Genomic DNA, 1,461 nt, shown 5'->3' on the forward strand with positions numbered 1-1,461 from the left:
GGACCACCCTCTCAGACCCAGATATTGTAATTTTCTGGGCTTAGTTTGTTATATTCTTTTGTCTCGCATAATGAAATATTTTTTCCAATTCTTTTTTAAAGTGGGCTTGACATTTTACCGCTGGGCTCTCTTTCCCCCTGATTTGCTGCTATTCTTTCACCAACCCGGCACAATCAAACAGAAATGGTCAATTGCAGGAGGCAGGTTTTATAATATATTTTTTAGAGTTCATAAAAAAGATATCAATTTATTATCTTATTCTTGTAACAGCTGAAGTATTCCTGGTGGAAGGTTGGAAAATATAAATTCTGGCACAAAAAGTTTATCTGGTGATGAACTGGTTGAAATTATGCCGGGTATCAATACGGACGATCTTGTGTGCTTCCTTCAATGACAGGGATGAATGAAATCTTTATCAATAAATTATGATATGCAGACGGGAATTGTTTGTAGATTTATTGTGTCAACATCCTGACATCTGTCAGTTAATTAGAATGCGTAAAATTAAACCGTTTTCTTTTTCCTAACAGAGAATGTTACTAATTCCTTTAAACAATAAGAAACCTTCAAGTGTCAGTTATCTGACACTTGAAGGTTTCTTATGACAAAATTCGCAAGTCATAAATTTACTTTATGACGTCGTTAAGCCGTATTCAGGTTTGATTAAACGTAAAAGTGGTGTAATTGTTTGTGATGTTTGGCACAAAGTTTGCACTAATAATATTAAAGAAATGCCGGCTTTGTCAAGTTTACTGAAAAACTATAGTAATCTCTTTTGATATAATAAGCATAATAGGCGGCAGTTAGCCAAAATTATTTAATTGAATGTTTTCACAAGAGGAATCATAGCCGCAAATGCTCAAGTATTTCAACAAGCGGCCGGAATATATTCAAGCGAAGCGCTAGGCATCCCTCTGCTTACTGAACCGGAGTACCGGGATATGCGACAAGTGAGGAAGGGTGTTATATGATGAAAGCAGATGAGGCCACTAAAAAAATTGCTGCAGAAAACTTGATTCAGATACGGATGGGGATATCTTTTGAGAAAATCCTGGAAAATGTTAACGAGGCTATCTGCGTAGTAGACGAACATGGCGTCGTTACTTATTGGAATAACCGCTCAGAGAAGCTTTACGGCGTTGACCGTATGGAGATTGTCGGCGCCGATGTTGCACAATTTTTCCCCAACGCCTTGTGTCTGGAAGTTTTGCGTAATGGCAATCCCGTTGAATATGTCGAACACCGGCCCCGGGAAGGAAATATGGTTATAATAAGTTCTATCCCGATTTGCGATGGCGACCATGTCATCGGGGTAGTTTCTATTGACCAGGATATTACGGAAATCCAACGAATGAGTTTTGAACTGCAGGAAGCCAAAAACCGGATAAAATATTTGGAGCGTGCCGAAGAGGTCATAAAACAAATTCATGGCAATTACGGTTTTGAGAGGATTGTATATAA

1 protein-coding gene is annotated in these 1,461 nt (G+C 38.2%); it reads left to right on the top strand.

Going from position 1 to position 1,461, the window contains the following annotated elements; all coding sequences use genetic code 11:
• Positions 1-967: 967 nt before the first annotated feature.
• A partial coding sequence (locus Psfp_RS21085; protein ID WP_205079650.1) for a PAS domain S-box protein occupies positions 968-1,461 on the top strand: 494 nt, incomplete at its 3' end.

It is taken from the genome of Pelotomaculum sp. FP, from assembly GCF_004369245.1.
Classification (GTDB): Bacteria; Bacillota; Desulfotomaculia; order Desulfotomaculales; family Pelotomaculaceae; genus Pelotomaculum_C; species Pelotomaculum_C schinkii.